This window comes from Escherichia sp. E14V7, assembly GCF_004212225.1.
In the GTDB taxonomy this organism is placed as follows: Bacteria; Pseudomonadota; Gammaproteobacteria; order Enterobacterales; family Enterobacteriaceae; genus Escherichia.
In genome coordinates this window covers 142,482-166,081 of the sequence record NZ_RHJJ01000013.1, presented here as the reverse complement: position 1 = coordinate 166,081, position 23,600 = coordinate 142,482, and the positions used below count along the sequence as shown (strand labels likewise).

The 23,600-nt window shown below is 52.3% G+C and carries 13 protein-coding genes and 1 pseudogene; 7 read left to right on the top strand and 7 right to left on the bottom strand.

Going from position 1 to position 23,600, the window contains the following annotated elements:
* Positions 1-259: 259 nt before the first annotated feature.
* Entirely contained in the window at positions 260-982 is a 723-nt protein-coding gene (ubiG, locus tag D9741_RS14895) for a bifunctional 2-polyprenyl-6-hydroxyphenol methylase/3-demethylubiquinol 3-O-methyltransferase UbiG (protein ID WP_130217038.1), read from the bottom strand.
* 146 nt (positions 983-1,128) lie between these two features.
* Between ubiG and gyrA the strand changes: the two genes are divergently transcribed.
* The 6 genes from gyrA (at position 1,129) to D9741_RS14865 (ending at position 13,182) form a co-directional block, all read left to right on the top strand.
* Complete coding sequence (gene gyrA, locus D9741_RS14890; RefSeq protein WP_130217040.1) at positions 1,129-3,756, top strand: DNA topoisomerase (ATP-hydrolyzing) subunit A; 2,628 nt, start codon at positions 1,129-1,131, stop codon at positions 3,754-3,756.
* A 148-nt stretch (positions 3,757-3,904) separates the two neighbouring features.
* Entirely contained in the window at positions 3,905-5,593 is a 1,689-nt protein-coding gene (locus D9741_RS14885) for a DUF2138 domain-containing protein (protein WP_130217042.1), read from the top strand.
* Positions 5,590-6,213 (top strand): DUF1175 domain-containing protein, encoded by a 624-nt coding sequence (locus tag D9741_RS14880; RefSeq protein ID WP_130217044.1) that lies wholly within the window; start codon positions 5,590-5,592, stop codon positions 6,211-6,213. The genes D9741_RS14885 and D9741_RS14880 overlap by 4 nt, the downstream gene beginning before the upstream one ends.
* Before the next feature lie 23 nt (positions 6,214-6,236).
* On the top strand, positions 6,237-10,751 hold the full coding sequence (locus D9741_RS14875; protein WP_205712853.1) for an alpha-2-macroglobulin: 4,515 nt from the start codon (positions 6,237-6,239) through the stop codon (positions 10,749-10,751).
* Positions 10,752-12,401: a YfaQ family protein gene (locus D9741_RS14870; protein WP_130217046.1), complete on the top strand. Its 1,650-nt coding sequence runs from the start codon at positions 10,752-10,754 to the stop codon at positions 12,399-12,401.
* A 4-nt stretch (positions 12,402-12,405) separates the two neighbouring features.
* Positions 12,406-13,182 (top strand): YfaP family protein, encoded by a 777-nt coding sequence (locus D9741_RS14865; RefSeq protein ID WP_130217048.1) that lies wholly within the window; start codon positions 12,406-12,408, stop codon positions 13,180-13,182.
* A 73-nt stretch (positions 13,183-13,255) separates the two neighbouring features.
* On the opposite strand, the gene atoB is transcribed toward D9741_RS14865, so the two are convergent.
* The 6 genes and pseudogenes from atoB to atoS form a co-directional block, all read right to left on the bottom strand.
* Positions 13,256-14,440, bottom strand: coding sequence for an acetyl-CoA acetyltransferase (gene atoB, locus D9741_RS14860; RefSeq protein ID WP_130217050.1), 1,185 nt, complete (start codon positions 14,438-14,440; stop codon positions 13,256-13,258).
* Positions 14,441-14,465: 25 nt separating this feature from the next.
* Complete coding sequence (locus tag D9741_RS14855; protein WP_130217052.1) at positions 14,466-15,788, bottom strand: TIGR00366 family protein; 1,323 nt, start codon at positions 15,786-15,788, stop codon at positions 14,466-14,468.
* Positions 15,785-16,435 (bottom strand): 3-oxoacid CoA-transferase subunit B, encoded by a 651-nt coding sequence (locus D9741_RS14850; RefSeq protein ID WP_130217054.1) that lies wholly within the window; start codon positions 16,433-16,435, stop codon positions 15,785-15,787. The genes D9741_RS14855 and D9741_RS14850 overlap by 4 nt, the downstream gene beginning before the upstream one ends.
* A pseudogene (gene atoD / locus D9741_RS14845) lies at positions 16,435-17,097 on the bottom strand (acetate CoA-transferase subunit alpha). The gene D9741_RS14850 and the pseudogene atoD overlap by 1 nt, the downstream one beginning before the upstream one ends.
* Before the next feature lie 194 nt (positions 17,098-17,291).
* Positions 17,292-18,677, bottom strand: coding sequence for an acetoacetate metabolism transcriptional regulator AtoC (gene atoC, locus D9741_RS14840; RefSeq protein ID WP_130217056.1), 1,386 nt, complete (start codon positions 18,675-18,677; stop codon positions 17,292-17,294).
* Positions 18,674-20,500: a two-component system sensor histidine kinase AtoS gene (gene atoS, locus D9741_RS14835; RefSeq protein WP_130217058.1), complete on the bottom strand. Its 1,827-nt coding sequence runs from the start codon at positions 20,498-20,500 to the stop codon at positions 18,674-18,676. Before atoS ends, atoC begins: the two co-directional genes overlap by 4 nt.
* 167 nt (positions 20,501-20,667) lie before the next feature.
* Here atoS and rcsC point away from each other — a divergent pair, with 167 nt between their 5' ends.
* Positions 20,668-23,517 carry a two-component system sensor histidine kinase RcsC gene (rcsC, locus tag D9741_RS14830; RefSeq protein WP_130217060.1) on the top strand — a complete coding sequence of 950 codons (2,850 nt, stop codon included), beginning with the start codon at positions 20,668-20,670 and terminating at the stop codon, positions 23,515-23,517.
* Positions 23,518-23,600: the final 83 nt, after the last annotated feature.

Genomic DNA, 23,600 nt, shown 5'->3' with positions numbered 1-23,600 from the left:
AGGCCTGATAAGACGCGACAAGCGTCGCATCAGGCATTGGCGCGGTTGCCGGATGCGGCGTAAACGCCTTATCCGGCCTACGGGGAGCATTTGTAGGCTTGATAAGACGCGGCAAGCGTCGCATCAGGCATTGGCGCGGTTGCCGGATGCGGCATCAACGCCTTATCCGGCCGACGGGGAGCATTTGTAGGCCTGATAAGACGCGGCAAGCGTCGCATCAGGCATTGGCACGATTGCCGGATGAATCCAAACAACAACCTTACTTATTCTGCGTGTGCAGCATATAGTTCACATCAACGCCGGGGCCGAGCTTAAAAGTATTAGTGATCGGGTTATAATGCAGCCCGATCATATGGCGCTCTTTTAGACTGGATTGATCCACCCAGCCCAGCAATTCTGCCGGTTTAATAAACTTCTTCACGTCGTGCGTGCCTTTAGGCACCATGCGCAAAATATATTCCGCGCCGACCACCGCCATTAGCCACGACTTGCCATTACGATTAAGCGTGGAGAAAAAGACATCGCCACCCGGTTTTACCAGTTGTGCGCAGGCTCTGACCACTGACTGCGGATCGGGGACGTGCTCCAGCATCTCCATGCAGGTCACCACATCATACTGCCCGGCATGTTTTGCCGCGTGTTCTTCCACGGTTTCCTGTACGTACTCTACCTGAATGCCGCTTTCCAGCGCGTGCAGCTTTGCCACCTGCAATGGCTCAAAGCCCATATCCAGACCAGTCACCGTCGCACCTTCTCGCGCCATACTCTCGGCCAGAATACCTCCGCCACAACCGACATCGAGCACCTTTTTGCCAAATAAACCGCCAGCACGCTCGGCAATATAGCCCAGACGCAGCGGGTTAATGCGGTGCAGTGGTTTGAACTCGCCTTCCAGATCCCACCAGCGGGAGGCGACGGCTTCAAATTTAGCGATCTCTTCGTGGTCTACGTTATGGTTTACCGGCGATTTTTCGGCATTCATTGGCACTTCTACTCCGTAATTGGCAAGACAATCGAGTATATCAGGCATTGGATGTGAATAAAGCGTATTGGTTTACCTCAATCTGCGCGGCTGTGTTATAATTTGCGACCTTTGAATCCGGGATACAGTAGAGGGATAGCGGTTAGATGAGCGACCTTGCGAGAGAAATTACACCGGTCAACATTGAGGAAGAGCTGAAGAGCTCCTATCTGGATTATGCGATGTCGGTCATTGTTGGCCGTGCGCTGCCAGATGTCCGAGATGGCCTGAAGCCGGTACACCGTCGCGTACTTTACGCCATGAACGTACTAGGCAATGACTGGAACAAAGCCTATAAAAAATCTGCCCGTGTCGTTGGTGACGTAATCGGTAAATACCATCCCCATGGTGACTCGGCGGTCTATGACACGATCGTCCGCATGGCGCAGCCATTCTCGCTGCGTTATATGCTGGTAGACGGTCAGGGTAACTTCGGTTCTATCGACGGCGACTCTGCGGCGGCAATGCGTTATACGGAAATCCGTCTGGCGAAAATTGCCCATGAACTGATGGCCGATCTCGAAAAAGAGACGGTCGATTTCGTTGATAACTATGACGGCACGGAAAAAATTCCTGACGTCATGCCGACCAAAATTCCTAACCTGCTGGTGAACGGTTCTTCCGGTATCGCCGTAGGTATGGCAACCAACATCCCGCCGCACAACCTGACGGAAGTCATCAATGGTTGTCTGGCGTATATCGATGATGAAGACATCAGCATTGAAGGGCTGATGGAACACATCCCGGGCCCGGACTTCCCGACGGCGGCAATCATTAACGGTCGCCGCGGTATTGAAGAAGCTTACCGTACCGGTCGCGGCAAGGTGTATATCCGCGCTCGCGCAGAAGTGGAAGTTGACGCCAAAACCGGGCGTGAAACCATTATCGTCCACGAAATTCCGTATCAGGTGAACAAAGCGCGCCTGATCGAGAAGATTGCGGAACTGGTAAAAGAAAAACGCGTGGAAGGCATCAGCGCGCTGCGTGACGAGTCTGACAAAGACGGCATGCGCATCGTGATTGAAGTGAAACGCGATGCGGTCGGTGAAGTGGTGCTCAACAACCTCTACTCCCAGACCCAGTTGCAGGTTTCTTTCGGTATCAACATGGTGGCATTGCACCATGGTCAGCCGAAGATCATGAACCTGAAAGACATCATCGCGGCGTTTGTTCGTCACCGCCGCGAAGTGGTGACCCGTCGTACCATTTTTGAACTGCGTAAAGCTCGCGACCGTGCGCATATCCTTGAAGCATTAGCTGTGGCGCTGGCGAACATCGACCCGATCATCGAACTGATCCGTCATGCGCCGACGCCTGCAGAAGCGAAAACCGCGCTGGTTGCTAATCCGTGGCAGCTGGGCAACGTTGCCGCGATGCTGGAACGTGCTGGCGACGATGCTGCGCGTCCGGAATGGCTGGAGCCAGAGTTCGGTGTGCGTGATGGTCTGTACTATCTGACCGAACAGCAAGCCCAGGCAATTCTGGATCTGCGTTTGCAGAAACTGACTGGCCTTGAACACGAAAAACTGCTCGATGAATACAAAGAGCTGCTGGATCAGATCGCGGAACTGCTGCGTATTCTGGGTAGCGCCGATCGTCTGATGGAAGTGATCCGCGAAGAGCTGGAGCTGGTTCGTGAACAGTTCGGTGACAAACGTCGTACTGAAATCACCGCCAACAGCGCAGACATCAACCTGGAAGATCTGATCACCCAGGAAGATGTCGTCGTCACGCTCTCTCACCAGGGCTACGTGAAGTATCAGCCGCTTTCTGAATACGAAGCGCAGCGTCGTGGCGGGAAAGGTAAATCTGCCGCACGTATTAAAGAAGAAGACTTTATCGACCGACTGCTGGTGGCGAACACTCACGATCATATCCTGTGCTTCTCCAGCCGCGGTCGCGTCTATTCGATGAAAGTTTACCAGTTGCCGGAAGCCTCTCGTGGCGCGCGCGGTCGTCCGATCGTCAACCTGCTGCCGCTGGAGCAGGACGAACGTATCACCGCGATCCTGCCGGTGACCGAGTTTGAAGAAGGCGTGAAAGTCTTCATGGCGACCGCTAACGGTACTGTGAAGAAAACCGTCCTCACCGAGTTCAACCGTCTGCGTACCGCCGGTAAAGTGGCGATCAAACTGGTTGAAGGCGATGAGCTGATCGGCGTAGACCTGACCAGTGGCGAAGATGAAGTAATGTTGTTCTCCGCCGAAGGTAAAGTGGTGCGCTTTAAAGAGTCTTCTGTCCGTGCGATGGGCTGCAACACCACCGGTGTTCGCGGTATTCGCTTAGGCGAAGGCGATAAAGTCGTCTCTCTGATCGTGCCGCGTGGCGATGGCGCCATCCTCACCGCAACGCAGAACGGTTATGGTAAACGTACCGCAGTGGCGGAATACCCAACCAAGTCGCGTGCGACGAAAGGGGTTATCTCCATCAAGGTTACCGAACGTAACGGTTTAGTGGTTGGCGCGGTGCAGGTAGATGATTGCGACCAGATCATGATGATCACCGATGCCGGTACGCTGGTACGTACTCGCGTTTCGGAAATCAGCATCGTTGGCCGTAACACCCAGGGCGTGATCCTCATCCGTACTGCGGAAGATGAAAGCGTAGTGGGTCTGCAGCGTGTTGCTGAACCGGTTGACGAAGAAGATCTGGATACCATCGACGGCAGTGCCGCGGAAGGGGACGATGAAATCGCTCCGGAAGTGGACGTTGACGACGAACCGGAAGAAGAATAATTTCATCGCTTCATGACTGAAGGGAGTAAACATCCCTTCTTCGAAATGAAAAGTCCAGGCTGCAAAGTCTGGGCTTTTGTCGTATTAGGGCGCGCTAAAGGGCGAGTTCGTTCGTCAAAAATGACGGTTATACACAAGGAATGTGGCAATGAGCGGTGAAAAAAAGGCGAAAGGCTGGCAGTTTTATGGCCTTGTAGGTGTCGGTGTTGTTGCGCTCCTTTCCGCGGGCGTCTGGGCATTGCAATACACTGGCAGTGGTCCAGAAAAAACGTTGTCGCCGCTGGTAGTGCATAATAATTTGCAAATCGATCTCAATGAGCCTGACCTCTTTCTCGATAGCGACTCTCTAAGCCAGCTTCCCAAAGATCTCCTTACTATTCCTTTTCTCCACGATGTCCTGAGTGAAGATTTCGTTTTCTATTATCAGAATCATGCCGATCGTCTGGGCATTGAAGGCAGTATTCGCCGCATTGTCTATGAACACGATCTCACGCTGAAAGATAAGCTCTTTTCGTCGCTCTTAGACCAGCCCGCGCAGGCGGCACTGTGGCACGATAAACAAGGCCATCTTTCACATTATATGGTGCTTATTCAGCGTAGTGGCTTGAGCAAGTTGCTGGAGCCATTGCTGTTTGCTGCTACCAGCGACAGCCAGTTAAGCAAGACGGAAATCAGTAGTATTAAGCTAAATAGTGAAACCATCCCTGTTTATCAGTTGCGCTATAACGGCAATAACGCCCTGATGTTCGCGACATATCAGGACAAGATGCTGGTGTTTTCCAGCACGGATATGTTGTTTAAAGATGACCAGCAGGATACCGAAGCCACGGCGATCGCAAGTGATTTGTTGAGCGGTAAAAAACGTTGGCAAGCCAGCTTCGGTCTGGAAGAGCGTGCTGCCGAAAAAACGCCAGTACGCCAGCGCATCGTGGTCAGTGCAAATTTGCTGGGTTTTGGCTACCAGCGATTAATGCCTTCTTTTGCTGGCGTACGCTTCGAAATGAGCAACGACGGCTGGCATAGCTTTCTGGCGTTAAATGATGAATCCGCTAGCGTGGATGCCAGTTTCGATTTTACGCCGGTATGGAGCAGTATGCCTGCCGGGGCCAGCTTCTGCGTGGCGGTGCCTTACTCGCACGGTATTGCTGAAGAGATGCTCTCACAAATCGCTCAGGAAAACGACAAGTTGAATGGGGCATTAGATGGTGCCGCCGGGCTGTGCTGGTATGAGGATTCAAAACTGCAAACCCCGCTGTTTGTTGGTCAGTTTGATGGCACTGACGAACAGGCGCCATTGCCAGGGAAACTGTTTACCCAAAATATTGGTGCTCGTGAAAGCAAAGCGCCAGAAGGCGTATTACCGGTAACTCAAACTCAGCAGGGCGAAGCGCAAATCTGGCGTCGCGAAGTGAGTTCCCGATACGGTCAGTATCCGAAAGCGCAGGCGGCGCAACCAGATCAATTAATGTCGGATTATTTTTTCCGCGTGTCGCTGGCGATGCAAAACAAAACGCTGCTTTTCTCCCTCGATGACACGCTGGTTAATAACGCGCTGCAAACACTGAATAAAACCCGCCCGGCAATGGTGGATGTGATACCCACTGATGGTGTCGTTCCGCTCTATATCAATCCACAAGGAATGGCGAAACTGCTGCGTAACGAAACGCTGACCAGTCTGCCGAAGAATCTCGAACCGGTTTTTTATAACGCCGCACAAACTTTATTAATGCCGAAACTGGACGCTTTATCGCAACAGCCTCGTTATGTCATGAAGCTGGACCAGATGAAACCGGGCGCCGCCTGGCAATGGTTGCCAATCAACTGGCAGCCATTATGAGGCGTGGACTGCTGGCACTGATTTGCTGGCTGTGTTGTTTTGTTGCTCATAGCGAAATGCTGAATGTCGAACAATCGGGACTATTTCGTGCCTGGTTTGTGCGCATTGCGCAGGAACAGCTACGCCAGGGGCCAAGTCCACGTTGGTATCAGCAGGATTGCGCAGGCCTGGTGCGCTTTGCAGCGAACGAGTCGCTGAAAGTTCACGATAGCAAATGGCTAAAAAGTAACGGTTTATCTAACCAGTATTTGCCGCCAGAGATGATGCTAACGCCTGAACAGCGGCAACTGGCACAAAACTGGAACCAGGGGAACGGGAAAACCGGACCCTATGTGACCGCGATTAATTTGATTCAGTACAACAGCCAGTTTATTGGCCAGGACATAAACCAGGCACTGCCTGGCGATATGATTTTTTTCGATCAGGGCGATGCCCAGCACTTAATGGTCTGGATGGGGCGTTACGTCATCTACCACACCGGAAGCGCCACGAAAACTGACAACGGAATGCGCGCAGTCAGTCTGCAACAACTTATGACATGGAAGGACACCCGATGGATACCCAACGATTCCAATCCCAATTTCATTGGCATTTATCGTTTAAATTTTCTGGCGCAATAGCGGCCTGCCTGTGCCTGTCTCTTGTGGGGGCGGGGCTTGTTAATGCTGACGATTCGCTTCCTTCCAGCAACTATGCGCCGCCAGCCGGGGGAACGTTCTTTTTGCTCGCTGACAGCAGTTTTAGCAGCAGCGAAGAGGCGAAAGTGCGGCTAGAAGCGCCGGGGCGCGATTATCAACGTTATCAGATGGAAGAGTACGGCGGCGTGGATGTTCGCCTGTATCGTATTCCTGATCCGATGGCATTTCTGCGTCAGCAGAAAAACCTGCACCGCATTGTAGTACAACCGCAGTATCTGGGTGACGGTCTGAACAATACGCTAACCTGGCTGTGGGATAACTGGTACGGCAAATCTCGCCGTGTCATGCAGCGTTCTTTCTCTTATCAGTCACGGCAGAATGTGACCCAGGCATTACCGGAATTGCAGCTCGGCAATGCCATCATCAAACCTTCCCGTTATGTACAAAACAGCCAGTTTTCACCGCTGAAGAAATATCCACTGGTGGAACAGTTCCGTTATCCACTATGGCAGGCAAAACCGGTTGAGCCACAGCAAGGGGTAAAACTGGAAGGCGCATCCAGTAACTTCATCTCGCCGCAGCCGGGCAACATCTATATTCCTCTAGGCAAACAAGAGCCGGGGCTGTATCTCGTCGAAGCGATGGTGGGTGGTTATCGGGCAACAACGGTGGTGTTTGTCTCCAATACCGTGGCGTTGAGTAAAGTGTCGGGTAACGAGCTTCTGGTGTGGACCGCTGGCAAAAAGCAGGGGGAAGCGAAGCCTGGATCAGAAATCCTGTGGACTGACGGTCTTGGCGTGATGACCCGAGGCGTCACCAATGACAGCGGCACCTTGCAGTTACAACATATATCGCCTGAACGTTCATACATTCTGGGTAAGGATGCTGAAGGCGGCGTTTTTGTCTCCGAGAACTTCTTCTACGAAAGCGAAATCTACAACACCCGCTTGTATATCTTTACCGATCGCCCTCTATACCGCGCAGGCGATCGTGTCGATGTTAAAGTGATGGGCCGCGAGTTCCACGATCCGTTGCATTCATCCCCTATCGTCAGCGCACCGGCGAAGCTTTCAGTGCTGGACGCCAACGGCAGTCTGTTGCAAACCGTCGATGTCACGCTTGATGCGCGCAATGGCGGGCAGGGGAGTTTCCGCTTGCCAGAAAATGCCGTTGCCGGAGGTTATGAGTTACGCCTGGCTTACCGCAAGCAGGTCTATAGCAGCAGTTTTCGCGTGGCAAACTACATCAAACCACATTTCGAAATTGGTTTAGCTCTCGACAGAAAAGATTTCAAAACTGGCGAAGCGGTCAGCGGCAAACTGCAACTGCTCTACCCGGATGGCGAGCCGGTAAAAAATGCCCGCGTGCAGTTAAGTTTGCGCGCTCAACAACTTTCGATGGTCGGTAACGATTTGCGTTATGTCGGGCGCTTCCCTGTGTCGCTTGAAGGCAGTGAAACAGTTTCAGACGCCAGCGGTCATGTGGCGTTAAATCTTCCCGCAGCAGATAAACCGAGCCGCTATTTACTGACCGTCTCTGCCAGCGACGGTGCGGCATATCGTGTTACCACAACCAAAGAGATCCTCATTGAACGCGGTCTGGCGCATTACTCTCTAAGCACCGCCGCACAATACAGTAATAGCGGCGAGTCGGTTGTTTTCCGTTATACCGCGCTGGAATCTTCAAAACAGGTTCCTGTTACGTATGAATGGTTACGTCTGGAAGACCGAACAAGCCACAGCGGAGATCTACCGTCTGGCGGTAAATCCTTCACCGTTAATTTCGAAAAACCTGGCAACTACAATCTGACATTACGCGATAAAGACGGCTTAATTCTCGCCGGGTTAAGCCATGCCGTCAGCGGTAAGGGCAGCACGGCGCATACTGGTACGGTAGATATCGTGGCGGATAAAACGCTGTACCAGCCAGGCGAAACCGCGAAGATGCTGATTACCTTCCCGGAGCCAATTGATGAAGCGTTATTGACGCTGGAACGCGATCGCGTGGAACAGCAGTCGCTGCTATCGCATCCGGCAAACTGGCTGACGCTACAACGCTTAAACGATACCCAGTATGAAGCCCGCGTTCCGGTGAGCAATTCCTTTGCGCCTAACATCACTTTTTCGGTGCTGTATACCCGTAACGGTCAGTACAGTTTTCAGAATGCCGGGATCAAAGTTGCCGTTCCTCAGCTGGATATCCGGGTGAAAACGGACAAAACCCATTACCAGCCAGGTGAACTGGTCAATGTCGAATTAACCTCGTCGCTGAAAGGTAAACCTGTTTCTGCGCAGCTAACGGTTGGTGTGGTCGATGAAATGATCTACGCGCTGCAACCGGAAATCGCGCCGAATATCGGCAAATTTTTCTATCCGCTGGGGCGTAACAATGTACGCACCAGTTCCAGCCTGTCATTTATCAGCTACGATCAGGCGCTCTCCAGTGAGCCGGTTGCGCCTGGCGCGACTAACCGCAGCGAGCGGCGAGTAAAAATGCTTGAACGTCCACGGCGTGAAGAGGTGGATACCGCGGCATGGATGCCGTCACTCACAACCGATAAACAAGGCAAAGCGTATTTCACGTTCCTGATGCCTGATTCGTTAACCCGCTGGCGCATCACCGCGCGTGGGATGAACGGCGACGGACTGGTCGGGCAGGGGCGTGCTTATCTGCGTTCGGAAAAAAATCTCTACATGAAGTGGAGTATGCCAACGGTGTATCGCATGGGCGACAAACCGGCGGCAGGACTGTTTATCTTCAGTCAGCAGGATAACGAACCGGTAGAGCTGGTGAGTAAATTTGCGGGCGACGAGATGCGCCAGACGCTGACACTGCATAAGGGGGCGAACTATATTTCGCTGGCGCAGAACATTCAGCAATCTGGCTTGTTAAGCGCAGAACTGCAACAAAATGGGCAAGTGCAGGACAGCATTAGCACAAAACTGTCTTTTGTTGATAACAGCTGGCCCGTTGAACAGCAGAAAAACGTCATGCTCGGCGGTGGCGATAACGCGCTGATGTTGCCCGAGCAGGCGAGTAATATCCGGCTGCAAAGTAGCGAAACACCGCAGGAGATTTTCCGCAACAATCTTGATGCGTTAATAGAGGAACCCTGGGGTGGCGTGATCAACACCGGTAGCCGTCTGATCCCGCTCAGTCTTGCCTGGCGTTCGCTTGCCGATCATCAAAGTGCCGCCGCTAACGACATTCGTCAGATGATTCAGGATAACCGTCTGCGGCTGATGCAACTGGCGGGGCCAGGAGCGCGCTTTACCTGGTGGGGTGAAGATGGCAATGGCGATGCATTCCTCACGGCATGGGCATGGTACGCCGACTGGCAGGCCAGCCAGGCGCTCGGCGTAACGCAACAACCGGAATACTGGCAACATATGCTCGACAGCTACGCGGAGCAGGCGGATAACATGCCGTTATTGCATCGGGCGCTGGTGCTGGCGTGGGCGCAGGAGATGAATCTGCCGTGCAAAACGTTGTTGAAAGGGTTGGATGAAGCTATCGCCCGGCGCGGAACTAAAACAGAAGATCTCTCTGAGGAAGACACCAGCGATATCAATGACAGTTTGATCCTCGATACACCGGAATCTCCGCTGGCAGATGCGGTGGCAAACGTCTTAACCATGACGTTGCTGAAAAAAGCGCAGTTGAAGTCCACTGTGATGCCCCAGGTTCAGCAATATGCGTGGGATAAAGCGGCAAACAGCAATCAGCCGCTGGCGCACACGGTTGTGCTGCTCAATAGCGGTGGCGACGCTACCCAGGCGGCCGCTATTTTAAGTGGTTTGACCGCTGAGCAATCCACTATTGAGCGCGCGCTGGCCATGAACTGGCTGGCGAAATATATGGCGACGATGCCTCCAGTTGTGTTGCCTGCGCCTGCGGGCGCATGGGCCAAACATAAGTTAACCGGAGGGGGCGAATACTGGCGTTGGGTGGGGCAGGGCGTGCCGGAAATTCTCTCTTTAGGTGACGAATTACCGCCGCAAAACGTGCAGGTCCGCTGGCGTGAACCGGCAAAAACGGCTCAACAAAGTAATATTCCGGTGACCGTTGAACGCCAGTTGTATCGACTTATCCCCGGTGATGAAGACATGAGTTTTACGTTGCAGCCGGTGACCAGCAATGAGATTAACAGCGATGCGCTGTATCTCGATGAAATCACCCTTACTAACGAGCAGAATGCATCTCTGCGCTACGGTCAGGTAGAAGTCCCACTGCCGCCGGGAGCCGATGTTGAACGGACAACGTGGGGAATATCGGTCAATAAACCCAACGCCGCGAAACAGCAGGGGCAATTGCTGGAAAAAGCGCGAAATGAAATGGGCGAACTGGCCTATATGGTGCCGGTGAAAGAACTGACGGGAACGGTCACTTTCCGCCATCTGCTGCGCTTCTCGCAAAAAGGGCAATTCGTTCTGCCGCCTGCTCGCTATGTGCGTTCCTATGCACCTGCGCAGCAAAGTGTTGCGGCAGGGAGCGAATGGACCGGAATGCAGGTGAAATAAGTGAACTGGCGCAGAGTCGTTTGGCTATTAACGCTGGTTACCCTGCCGACGTTTGCACAGGAGACGCCGTTACAACTGGCGCTGCGGGGCGCGCAGCATGACCAACTGTATCAGTTATCGTCGTCAGGCGTGACAAATGTCTCGACGTTACCTGACACGCTCACCACGCCGTTAGGGAGTTTGTGGAAACTGTATGTTTACGCCTGGCTGGAGGATACCCATCAACCGGAGCAGCCCTACCAGTGTCGCGGAAACTCCCCGGAAGAGGTTTATTGTTGCCAGGCGGGGGAGAGCATAACGCGCGATACCGCGCTGGTACGCTCCTGTGGACTCTATTTTGCACCGCAGCGGTTGCACATTAGTGCAGATGTATGGGGGCAATACTGGCAACCGCGTCAGGCTCCGGCGTGGTTAGCATCTCTTTCTACGCTGAAACCAGAAACGTCGGTAACCGTTACATCGCTGCTTGATTCATTAGCGACGTTACCCGCGCAAAACAAAGCTCAGGAAGTCTTACTGGATGTGGTGTTGGACGAGGCGAAAATCGGTGTTGCGTCTATGCTCGGTAGTCGTGTGCGGGTGAAAACCTGGAGCTGGTTTGCCGATGATAAACAGGAAATCCGCCAGGGTGGTTTTGCCGGATGGTTAACTGATGGCACGCCGCTGTGGGTTGCAGGTGGCGGCACCAGCAAAACGGTACTAACCCGTTATGCGACGGTACTTAATCAGGTTTTGCCTGTGCCGACGCAAGTTGCCAGCGGGCAATGTGTACTGGTGGATCTGTTTGCTCGCTATCCGTTGAAAAAAGTCACTGAGGAAAAGAGCTCGACGGCAGTAAAACCTGGTGTGCTCAATGGGCGTTATCGTGTGACGTTCGCCAATGGTAACCACATTACGTTTGTTAGCCGTGGTGAGACGACGTTACTTACGGAGAAGGGCAAACTGAAATTACAGTCGCATCTCGATAGTGAAGAGTATGTTGCCAGAGTTCTGGATCGCGAAGCGAAAAGCACGCCTCCTGAAGCAGCGAAAGCCATGACCGTGGCGATTCGCACGTTTTTACAGCAAAATGCCGATCGGGAAGGCGATTGCCTGACCATCCCGGACAGCAGCGCCACGCAGCGTGTTTCTGCTTCGCCAGCTACCACGGGGGCGCGAACGATGACCGCCTGGACGCAGGATCTCATCTATGCGGGCGATCCGGTTCATTATCACGGCAGCCGTGCTGCCGAAGGCACGTTATCCTGGCGTAAAGCCACGGTCCAGGCGGTGCAAGGTGAACGTTACGATCAGATACTCGCCTTTGCTTATCCCGATAACAGCCTTAGTCGCTGGGGAGCTCCACGCTCCACTTGCCAGATTTTGCCAAAAGCGAAAGCCTGGCTGGCGAAAAAAATGCCCCAGTGGCGACGCGTGTTACAAGGCGAGACGGGTTACAACGAACCAGATGTATTTGCGGTTTGCCGTTTAGCCTCGGGATTCCCCTTTACCGATCGGCAGCAGAAACGGCTGTTTATTCGTAACTTCTTTACGCTTCAGGATCGTCTTGATTTAACCCATGAGTATCTTCACCTGGCCTTTGATGGTTATCCCACCGGGCTTGATGAGAACTATATCGAAACGCTGACCCGACAATTATTAATGGACTAATGCTATGCGAAAGATTTTTCTTCCGTTGTTACTGGTGGCGCTTTCGCCTGTCGCTCACAGTGAAGGTGTGCAGGAAGTCGAGATTGATGCACCGCTCTCTGGCTGGCATCCGGCAGAGGGCGAAGATGCCAGTTTTTCACAGTCGATCAATTACCCCGCGTCATCTGTCAACATGGCTGATGATCAAAATATCTCTGCGCAAATCCGCGGCAAAATAAAAAATTATGCTGCGGCGGGTAAAGTCCAGCAGGGGCGACTGGTGGTCAACGGTGCCAGTATGCCGCAGAGAATTGAATCCGATGGTTCATTTGCACGCCCTTATATTTTCACGGAAGGCAGTAACAGCGTGCAGGTCATCAGCCCCGATGGGCAAAGCCGACAAAAAATGCAGTTTTACTCAACGCCGGGCGCTGGAGCAATTCGCGCGCGTTTACGGCTGGTTCTCTCGTGGGATACGGACAATACTGACCTCGATCTTCACGTTGTTACACCCGATGGCGAACACGCCTGGTACGGTAACACCGTGCTGAAAAACAGTGGCGCACTGGATATGGATGTCACGACGGGATACGGACCCGAGATTTTCGCCATGCCAGAGCCAGTTCACGGGCGCTATCAGGTGTATATCAACTACTTCGGCGGGCGCAGTGAAACGGAATTAACCACGGCCAAACTGACACTGATTACCGATGAAGGATCGGTCAATGAGAAACAGGAAACATTTATTGTACCGATGCGTAATGCAGGTGAACTAACGCTGGTGAAAAGTTTTGACTGGTGAGTAATGGGGTTACCTTCGCTGTCGATGTTCAAGAAAACGCCCGATAACTTTCGCTATCGGGCGTTTTTGTTCGTTAATTCAACCGTTCAATCACCATGGCAATTCCCTGGCCGCCACCAATGCACAGTGTTGCCAGCCCCAGCGTTTTATCGCGTGCCTGCATTGCATGTAATAGTGTGACCAGAATACGAGCACCACTGGCACCGATAGGATGCCCCAGCGCGATGGCCCCGCCGTTGACATTCACTTTCTCAGGATCAAAGCCCAGGGTTTTCCCAACGGCAAGGAACTGCGCGGAAAATGCTTCATTAGCTTCGATGAGATCAATGTCTGCCAGTTGTAGCCCCGCCAGTTGTAACGCTTTTTGCGTGGCAGGTACTGGCCCCATACCCATCAATGCGGGGGGCACGCCACCGCTGGCATAACTTTTAATGCGAGCCAGGGGGGTAAGGCCTGCTGCCAGCGCCGCAGATTCTTCCATAATCACCAGAGCGGCAGCACCGTCGTTAATACCAGACGCGTTCCCGGCGGTGACTGTTCCTGCTTTATCGAAGGCCGGGCGCAATGCGCCTAACGCTTCAGCCGTAGAATCCACTTTCGGGAATTCGTCTTGACTGAAGACGAGGGTTTTCTTCCGGGTGACAACATTAACCGGGACGATTTCGGCTGTAAAAGCACCGGACTCAATTGCGGCTGCAGCTTTACGCTGTGAATGTAGCGCCAGTTCATCCTGCATTTCACGGGTAATTCCGTACTCTTTAGCCACGTTTTCGGCGGTAATCCCCATATGATAACCATGGGTGGCGCACATCAGGCCATCGCGCAGGATTACGTCATAAACCTGCCCGTTTCCCAGACGATAACCAGAGCGTGCTTTTGCATCGAGTAAGTAGGGCGCTAAACTCATATTTTCCATACCCCCCGCCACAATGCTCTGTGCCTGACCTGCCTGAATCGCCTGTGCAGCAAGCGCCACGCTTTTCAGACCTGAACCGCACACTTTGTTGACCGTGAATCCGCACACCGTTTCAGCTAGTCCGCTTTTTAGCAGCGCCTGACGTGCCGGATTTTGCCCCAGCCCGGCTTGCAACACGTTACCCATAATCACTTCATCAACGTGTTGTGAATCGATTTTTGCGCGTTCTATAGCGGCCTGGATCACCGTTGCCCCCAGGTCGATGGCGCTGGTGGAGGCGAGTGAACCGTTAAAGCTACCGATGGCAGTACGTACCGCACTGACGATGACACAATTTTTCATTTTTCTTCCTTTTATAAAGTTGCCGTCAGAACAGCGTTAAACCAATAACGAAAATGACGCCGGAGAAGAGCAGGGCAGTGATGCAATAGCCCATGATGTCGCGGACACCGAGTCCGGCTATTGCCAGTGCAGGTAGCGCCCAGAACGGTTGTGCCATGTTCATCCACTGTTCACCGTAAGCTATCGCCATTACTGATTTACCCAGATCGGCCCCTAGCGCCTGCGCGGCAGGAAGGACGAATGGCCCCTGAATAACCCAGTGTCCACCGCCAGAAGGCACGGCGAAGTTAATTAGCGCAGAGCTAAAAAAGGTCATCAGCGGGAAGGTATCTTTGTTGGCGACATTGATGAAAAATTCGGTGATCAGGCCACCGAGGCCGGAGTGTTCCATCATTAACTGGATCCCGGCATAGAAGGGGAATTGCACCAGAATCCCGGCAGTACTGCGCGCAGCCGCACTTACCGCCCGCATATAGGCCATCGGCGTTTTATGCAACAACAGACCGGCAATCATAAACATCAGGTTGACGGTGTTGATGGTGATGTTGAATCCCTTCTCGGAGAAGTACAGCACCAGATAAGCAATGCCCAGAGCACCAATAATCAACGCCAGGATGCGACTTTCTTCCAGTTTCTCTGAAGGTGGGGCGTCTGCAGGGAGCTTCTTCTGGAAATCCGCTTCTTCCAACAACAGCTTCGGATCGATACTCACCACGTCGGAAGGCTTAGGCGTCATCATGCGGGTGATAAACGGCATCACCACAATCAGGGCCAGGGTGATAAAGATGTTGTAGCCAGTAAACAGGGTATCGCTGACCGGAATTAACCCTGCGACGTGCTCAACGGGATTCCCCGGTGTTGCTGCCAGTAGCGGCATTGAGCCGGAAAAACCACCGCCCCAGGTGAGAAAGCCGATATAGGCGCAAGCGATCAACAACGGATAGTCGGAGCCTGGTACCCGACGTGCAACTTCGCGAGCAAACATTGCGCCAACCACCAGACCGAATCCCCAGTTGATTACGCAGGCGACGGAACCAAAAAAGGTGACTAACATGACCCCTTGGGTAGGCGTTTTGGCTGCTGACGCCGCAGTACGTAACAAACTTTTCACCGGACCAGAACTGGCGAGTGCATGTCCGGTCACGATGATGAGCGCCATCTGCATCCCGAATGCCAGCAGATTCCAGAAGCCGTCACCCCATAGTTTCACCATGCTGAGAGGGGTTTGTGGCGTTAACCAGAGAGCTACGGCAAAGGTGATTAATGTCAGTAGCATGGCGAAGATCAGGGGATCGGGAAGCCAGCGACTGACAAAGCGCGTCATAAAACGCGAGATGCGACCGATCATAGCGCCCCCTGTGGGAGCAAAAGATCATCAGCGACGGCGAACTGCGCTTCAGTTTTGGCACGCACAGTTTCTAAATCACAACCTTCGGCAATTTCAGTGAGCCACATCTTGCCATCGATAAAGCGGAACACCGCCAGTTCTGTCACCAGCATATGAACTGCGTGAAGCGCGGTTAGCGGCATGGTGCATTGACGTAAAATTTTTGCTGAACCATCTTTGGCGCAATGTTCCATGGCAATGATCACTTTGCGCGACCCGGTCACCAGATCCATCGCACCACCCATACCAGGCACCATTTTTCCTGGCACGACCCAGTTGGCGAGATTGCCTTGTTCATCGACCTGTAAGCCACCGAGTACACAGGCATCAATATGACCACCACGAATCAGCGCAAATGACATCGCGCTGTCGAACATCGCCGCGCCGGGTAAAACGCCACACGGCTGTCCGCCTGCGTTCACCAGATCGGGATGTGCTGTCGTGACCGGGCCTAAACCGAGGAAGCCGTTTTCCGATTGCAGAGTGATATGAATACCCTCCGGTAAATAATTGGCGACCATTGTGGGTAAACCGATCCCTAAGTTAACGATGTCACCATCACAAAGTTCCTGCGCCACGCGGCGCGCAATACGTTGTTTCGCGTCCATTATTTGCTCTCCTGTGGAATGATGATGTGGTCGATAACAGCGCCGGGGGTGATAATGTGGTCAGGTTGCAATTCGCCGGTGTCGACCAGTTCGTCGGGTTCCACCAGCGTGATGTCTGCTGCGAGAGCAATCAGGGGGTTAAAGTTGCGGGCGCTGAGTTGGTAGGTGAGGTTTCCGAGTGCGTCGCAACGGTGGGCGCGGATCAACGCCAGGTCTGCCCGCAATGGACGTTCAAGCAACCAGGTTTTGCCATCGAGGGTGAGCGTTTGTTTGCCTTCTTCGACGACGGTGCCGACACCGGTTGGGGTGAGAAAACCACCAAGTCCGGCACCGCCACAGCGAATTTGCTCAATCAATGTACCTTACGGTACGAGAACGACCTCCATTTCGCCAGAAATCATGCGCCGTCCGGTTTCCGGGTTAGTGCCAATATGTGAAGCGATGACTTTGCTGACCCGACCGTTGACAATCAGCGGGCCAGTACCAGTATCAATAAATGCCGTGTCATTGGCGATTAAGGTCAGATCCCTGACACCGGATTCCAGTAATGCCTCAACGAGGCGGGGAGGCGTGCCAATTCCCATAAAACCGCCAACCATAATGGTCATGCCATCACGAAAGAAGCTGGCGGCGTCCTCTATGCTCATCAATTTTGTTTTCATTTTTTATCCCTCTTGAATACACCGTTGTGGGTACACAGAAGGCATAGCAAGGGGAGTGCCAGAATGAAATTATGCGAAATAATTTCTAATAGATTGAAAATATTGAAATAAAAAGGAGGGTGGTGGTGAGGGGATATTGCACTGCTATGCAGGATTTTGCGCACTGTGCAAATTTCTGCATAGCAGTTTTTGTCTTACGCACCGGCTGGATCAATGCCGTATTCTTGCAGTTTGTACATTAAGGCACGGCGACTGATACCGAGCATCAGCGCGGTGCGAGTACGGTTTCCTTCTTGTTGCTCCAGCACTTCAATAATAATCCGTTTCTCTTCGCGCTTAATTTCTTCTTTGAGATTGCGCTCGCCCGGTGGCGTGCTTTTCACATCGTGATTCATACAGACAGGCTGGCGAAATTGTGGTGGTAGATCTTCTGCAAAAATCACCGGCCCCGAGTTCATTACCACGGCGCGTTCAATGACGTTAGAAAGCTCACGGATATTGCCAGGCCACGACCAGGCGGTAAGCAATGACATTGCGCTGGGGTCGATTTCGATAATATCGCGTTGGTTTTCGCTACTGAATTTTTGCAAAAAATGATTGGCTAAGAGGGAAATGTCTTCTCGTCTCTCGCGAAGTGGCGGCAACATTAAATGAATCACGTTGAGTCGATAAAAGAGATCTTCACGGAAAGTTCCTTCTTTTACCATCGCGTCCAGGTTGCGATTGGTAGCGGCAATGATGCGAATATCGACTTTGATGGTTTGATGGCCGCCTATGCGTTCAAATTCCCTCTCCTGCAAAATGCGCAACAATTTAGCCTGCAATACCAACGGCATTTCACCAATTTCATCAAGGAATAATGTGCCGCTGTCGGCACGCTCAAACAGTCCCTGGCGCAGGGTCAGTGCACCGGTAAATGCGCCTTTTTCATGACCAAAAAGTTCGCTTTCCAGGAGGGATTCTGGTAGCGCGGCACAGTTAATTTTAATAAATGGCCCATTGGCGCGGCGGGAGTTGTAATGGATCGCCCGGGCAATCAGCTCCTTACCAGTACCGCTTTCGCCACTGACTAACACGCTGGCCTGCGAGAGGGCAATTTTTGCCGTGTCTTTGCAGATCACCTTCATGACGGGGCTACTGGTTAATATATGGCCCCACTGCCAACTGGCACTTAGCGCTTGATGCAGCTGGCGAATCTCTTTTTTCATTGACTGCAACTGCAATGCGCGCTGCACGACCAGGTTCAGCTCATCCAGATCAAACGGTTTGATGACGTAATCAAACGCACCACTGCGTAAGGCTTCTACTGCCGTTTCGACTTCGGCATATGCGGTCATCAGGACAATGGGCGTGCGTGGATTATGACCACGCATCGCTTTTAACGCACTGATACCATCCATTTCCGGCATACGGATATCCATCAGCACCACGTCCGGCTGCACACGGGTGAACAGTGGCAATGCTTCATTGCCGTTACAGGCGCAATGAGTGTCATACCCCTGCAAAGAAAAAGCGGTGGATAGCATGCGACGTACATTCTCTTCGTCGTCAACAATCAGGATTCGGTAAACAGCATTCATAAGGGCAAATTTTCCTGCGGATCAATCGGTAAGATAAGGGTGAATGTGGCACCACAGCCGGGCAGGCTGGCGACGCGTATATCGCCCTGATGCGCATTAATAATTCGTTGGCTTAGGGCGAGGCCAAGTCCCGTACCGGACGCTTTGGTGGTAAAGAAGGGATCAAAGATTTTTCTCTGTAGAGACAGATCGATGCCGCAGCCGTTGTCTTCAATCGTGATCGCCTGCTGGTTAGCCGTATACATCCATGTGCGAATGCGGATTTCCCCGCGCGCGGTGATAGCTTGCACGGCATTGATCAACATATTCAGGATTACCTGCTTGAGTAGTTCTCGATCTGCCACGATCGCAGTGAGTGAAGGATCAAGTTCTGTAATAAAGTCGATCCGTGCCTGTACGCCGGAGGTTTGGGCAAGAATCAGCGTCTCTTCGATCAGGGCATTGAGATACACTTGTTGCCACTGGCTTTTACGTGGGCGGGAAAAATCCAAAAGCTGCTGAATAACTTTATTAATGGAATCAATCTCATTCAGCACAATTGACAGATATTCCTGATGTTCTGGCTGAGGTGTCTGCTGGCGAATGATTTGCACGTAACCCCTGATGGCGGTGAGAGGATTGCGTACTTCATGCGCAACGCCTGCCATCAGTTCCCCAAGGGTGGCGAGTCTTTCTGTCTGCGCCAGTCGCCGTTGGCTTTCTTTACGTGCCGTCAGATCGGAGAAAATCACTAAAGCGCCAATCATGTCTCCATGTCCGTCATGGATTCGGCTGGTGGTGGCGCTGATTTCAATGGTTCGGTCGCGTCCGGGATAGCTGATTTCCAGCGCCATATGTTCGATACCATGCGCCAGCGTATCAAGAACCGGACTATAAAAATGGGTGTTGGCAAAGAGGGTGGCGTAAGGCTGGCCTACCAGTTCCTGACGTTTGTATCCGGTGATGGCTTCCGCTGCAGGATTCATGGTGATCACATCGCCTTGTCGGTCAATGGCAATCACTGCATCGGCGGCATTTTCAATAATCAGGTCATTGAGTGTTTTCGATTCACGAAGCGCGTCGGCAAGGTTATTCACACAACGGCTGATTTGCCCTAGTTCGCCAGGTAGCGGTGGCAATTGCGTCGGATTATTCTGCGCCAGCGTCGACAGACCCGCAGTGATGATATCTATGTTGGCGCTTAAACGGCGAGAAAAAAGCACAATCAACAGCAGGCTAATCAGCAGACCGGCAGAAAGGACAATGATTATCCGCACGTCCATTTTCCATGCCTGACGACGAATATCCTCTGTTAATTCATTCGCCCAGATATAACCAAGCACGATGCCCTGGCGTTCTATTGGGATCATGGAATTCATAATATCGCCGCGGACTTGCCTGCCGGAAAAGAGTTGTGGCGTGTTGGTTTGCATGACGATATTGCCGGGATGATCCGGGGTGATACTAATACCTACATTGCTTTGATAGAGTGCCGATGGGGCATAAGTGATAATTGCGTCCAGTTCTTTGTGGTAATAGCCAGCCCCGACACCGGGAAAAGCTTGGGTAATACGTTCGGTAATAGGAGCCAACTCATGATTCAGCGCCCGGATGCGTGCCTCACGAGGCAGATGTTGGTAAAGCGCAAAGCGTTCTTCCAGTGCGGCGTTCAGCAACTGCACAACCGCCGCTAATTTTTTCTCTTTTTCAGATAAGACCGCTGACCGACCCTCAGTTTCTACGATATAACCAATAGATAGCGTCGGAATGATGACCATCAGGATTGCCATCATAATGAGCTGGTTGCGCAGACGACGTGGGTACAACCACTTCAGAGAGTGCATGCTGGGTATCCGGGTTGTTTTTCAGGCAAACGACGATTATCAGGGGTTAAGGTAATGATTTCTCGGCGGTGTATCATATTCCAGAGAAGAGAGAACATTGCGGTGACACGCTTTTACCGCTACCTTAACCACACTCCATCGGTCACCTGAGGCGGAGCTTCGCCCCTTTGAAATACCTTGCTTCTTTTCGCACAACCCTGAAAGTCTCGCGCTACATGTTCAGAGCGCTGGCGTTATTGATCTGGCTATTGATTGCTTTTTCATCAGTGTTTTACATCGTCAACGCTTTACATCAACGAGAATCTGAGATTCGTCAGGAATTTAATCTGAGCTCCGATCAGGCCCAGCGGTTTATTCAGCGCACCTCTGATGTCATGAAAGAGCTGAAGTACATTGCTGAAAATCGCTTATCCGTGGAAAACGGCGTGCTTTCTCCGCGTGGGCGTGAAACGCAAGCGGATGTGCCGGTTTTCGAACCGTTGTTTGCTGATTCCGATTGTTCCGCAATGAGCAACACCTGGCGAGGCTCCCTGGAGTCACTGGCGTGGTTTATGCGCTACTGGCGCGATAACTTCTCTGCGGCTTACGATCTCAACCGTGTGTTTTTAATCGGCAGCGATAACCTCTGTATGGCTAACTTTGGCCTGCGTGATATGCCCGTCGAACGTGACACCGCTCTGAAAGCCCTGCATGAACGCATTAACAAATATCGTAACGCGCCACAGGATGACAGTGGCAGTAACCTTTTCTGGATCAGTGAAGGGCCGCGTCCTGGGGTGGGATATTTCTACGCGCTGACGCCGGTTTATCTGGCAAACCGTTTGCAAGCGCTTTTAGGCGTAGAACAGACAATTCGGATGGAGAACTTCTTCCTGCCGGGGACGTTGCCGATGGGCGTCACCATTCTTGATGAAAATGGCCATACCCTGATTTCGCTGACCGGACCGGAAAGTAAGATTCAAGCCGAACCGCGTTGGATGCAGGAGCGATCCTGGTTTGGCTATACGCCAGGTTTCCGTGAGCTGGTGCTGAAAAAAAATCTACCGCCGTCTTCGTTAAGTATTGTCTATTCCGTGCCTGTTGATCAGGTGCTGGAACGTATTCGCATGTTGATACTTAACGCGATTTTGCTGAACGTGATTGCGGGTGCTGCATTGTTTACCCTCGCACGAATGTATGAGCGACGTATTTTTATTCCGGCGGAAAGTGACGCCCAGCGACTGGAAGAGCATGAGCAGTTTAACCGCAAGATAGTCGCCTCTGCGCCTGTGGGGATCTGCATTTTGCGAACTGTCGATGGCGTTAATATTTTGAGTAACGAACTGGCGCATACCTATCTCAACATGCTTACGCATGAGGATCGTCAACGGCTGACGCAAATTATTTGTGGCCAGCAGGTCAATTTTGTCGATGTCCTTACCAGTAACAATACCAACCTGCAAATCAGCTTTGTTCATTCGCGCTATCGTAATGAAAACGTGGCAATTTGCGTACTGGTAGATGTATCTTCACGTGTGAAGATGGAAGAGTCGCTGCAAGAAATGGCGCAGGCAGCAGAACAGGCGAGCCAGTCAAAATCGATGTTCCTTGCAACCGTCAGCCACGAACTGCGAACGCCGCTGTATGGCATTATCGGCAACCTGGATCTATTACAAACCAAAGAGTTACCAAAAGGTGTTGACCGTCTGGTGACGGCAATGAATAACTCTTCCAGCCTGTTATTGAAAATTATTAGCGACATTCTCGATTTCTCGAAGATTGAATCGGAACAGTTGAAAATCGAACCACGCGAGTTTTCACCGCGCGAAGTCATGAACCACATCACCGCCAACTATTTGCCGCTGGTGGTACGCAAGCAACTTGGTTTGTACTGTTTTATTGAGCCAGATGTACCGATGGCGCTCAATGGCGACCCAATGCGCTTACAGCAGGTGATCTCCAACCTGTTGAGTAATGCTATTAAATTTACCGATACCGGCTGCATTGTTCTGCATGTTCGCGTTGATGGTGATTATCTTTCTATTCGCGTACGCGATACCGGGGTGGGCATTCCAGCTAAAGAAGTGGTGCGGTTATTTGATCCATTCTTCCAGGTAGGGACGGGCGTACAGCGTAACTTCCAGGGTACTGGTCTGGGGCTGGCGATTTGTGAAAAACTGATCAGCATGATGGACGGTGACATCTCGGTGGATTCTGAACCGGGAATGGGCAGCCAGTTTGCGGTGCGTATTCCACTGTATGGCGCGCAGTATCCGCAGAAAAAAGGTGTCGAAGGATTAACGGGTAAACGTTGCTGGCTGGCGGTACGCAATGCGTCGCTCTGTCAGTTCCTGGAAACCAGTTTGCAGCGTAGCGGCATAGTCGTTGCAACATACGAAGGGCAGGAACCGACTCCCGAAGATGTGTTGATCACCGATGATGTGGTGAGTAAAAAATGGCAGGGCAGGGCGGTTGTGACTTTCTGTCGTCGCCATATCGGTATCCCTCTGGAGAAAGCGCCTGGTGAATGGGTACACAGTGTGGCAGCCCCGCACGAGCTACCGGCATTGCTGGCGCGCATCTATCTGATAGAAATGGAGAGTGACGATCCTGCTAACTCTCTGCCGTCGACCGACAAAGTGGTCAGCAATAACGACGATATGATGATTCTGGTCGTGGACGATCATCCAATTAACCGTCGTCTGTTGGCCGATCAGCTTGGATCGTTGGGCTATCAGTGTAAGACGGCGAATGATGGTGTTGATGCACTTAATGTCCTTAGTAAGAATCACATTGATATAGTGCTAAGTGATGTCAACATGCCGAATATGGATGGTTACCGGTTAACGCAACGTATCCGCCAGTTGGGACTGACGTTGCCGGTAATAGGGGTAACGGCCAATGCGTTGGCTGAAGAGAAACAGCGGTGTCTGGAGTCCGGTATGGATAGCTGTCTGTCTAAGCCAGTGACGTTGGATGTCATAAAACAGACGCTGACGATGTATGCCGAGAGGGTCAGGAAAGCGCGGGAATCGTAGACCGGATAAGGCGTTTACGCTGCATCCGGTAATCAGTGCAAATGCCAGATGCGACGCTGGCGCGTCTTATCTGGCCTACCTTA

What these genes read in the sequence shown, in the direction of transcription:
- atoC (WP_130217056.1), bottom strand. Translation starts at nt 18,677, where the DNA reads ATGAATGCTGTTTACCGAATCCTGATTGTTGACGACGAAGAGAATGTA.
- D9741_RS14850 (WP_130217054.1), bottom strand. Translation starts at nt 16,435, where the DNA reads ATGGACGCGAAACAACGTATTGCGCGCCGCGTGGCGCAGGAACTTTGT.
- atoB (WP_130217050.1), bottom strand. Translation starts at nt 14,440, where the DNA reads ATGAAAAATTGTGTCATCGTCAGTGCGGTACGTACTGCCATCGGTAGC.
- atoS (WP_130217058.1), bottom strand. Translation starts at nt 20,500, where the DNA reads ATGCACTCTCTGAAGTGGTTGTACCCACGTCGTCTGCGCAACCAGCTC.
- D9741_RS14880 (WP_130217044.1), top strand. Translation starts at nt 5,590, where the DNA reads ATGAGGCGTGGACTGCTGGCACTGATTTGCTGGCTGTGTTGTTTTGTT.
- D9741_RS14865 (WP_130217048.1), top strand. Translation starts at nt 12,406, where the DNA reads ATGCGAAAGATTTTTCTTCCGTTGTTACTGGTGGCGCTTTCGCCTGTC.
- D9741_RS14885 (WP_130217042.1), top strand. Translation starts at nt 3,905, where the DNA reads ATGAGCGGTGAAAAAAAGGCGAAAGGCTGGCAGTTTTATGGCCTTGTA.
- gyrA (WP_130217040.1), top strand. Translation starts at nt 1,129, where the DNA reads ATGAGCGACCTTGCGAGAGAAATTACACCGGTCAACATTGAGGAAGAG.
- ubiG (WP_130217038.1), bottom strand. Translation starts at nt 982, where the DNA reads ATGAATGCCGAAAAATCGCCGGTAAACCATAACGTAGACCACGAAGAG.
- D9741_RS14855 (WP_130217052.1), bottom strand. Translation starts at nt 15,788, where the DNA reads ATGATCGGTCGCATCTCGCGTTTTATGACGCGCTTTGTCAGTCGCTGG.